Below are 344 nucleotides of genomic sequence, written 5' to 3' on the forward strand. Positions count from 1 at the left end.
TACTAATTACCCGTGAGGCTTAACCATACAACGCCAAACGCGTTTTATGTGATAGTTGATAGCGCAAGAAGTTAATAGACTAAAGTAGATTTACTGAAAACTTTTATTATCAGAATTCCAAATTTATAAGGTGACTCTTAGCGCGTAGCGTTAAAGTTGAGGCACCTTGCGCAAAGGAAATGTAAGCACTACGTGCTTTGTCATTATTCCTTCGCACCCTATTTGCTTGGTAACAATAGCGTTTTGGACCCACCTGACCCCATGCCGAACTCAGTAGTGAAACGAAACAGCGCCGATGATAGTGTAGCATTTGCTATGTGAAAGTAGGACATTGCCAGGCTCCA

1 rRNA gene is annotated in these 344 nt (G+C 41.9%); it reads left to right on the plus strand.

Annotation, left to right across the window (positions count from 1 at the left end):
- The first annotated feature begins 225 nt into the window (after positions 1–225).
- Positions 226–340: ribosomal RNA gene (gene rrf / locus H5201_RS22745) — 5S ribosomal RNA — on the plus strand.
- Positions 341–344 lie beyond the last annotated feature (4 nt).

Source organism: Pseudoalteromonas sp. SG43-6, from assembly GCF_014164365.1.
Lineage (GTDB): Bacteria > Pseudomonadota > Gammaproteobacteria > Enterobacterales > Alteromonadaceae > Pseudoalteromonas > Pseudoalteromonas rhizosphaerae.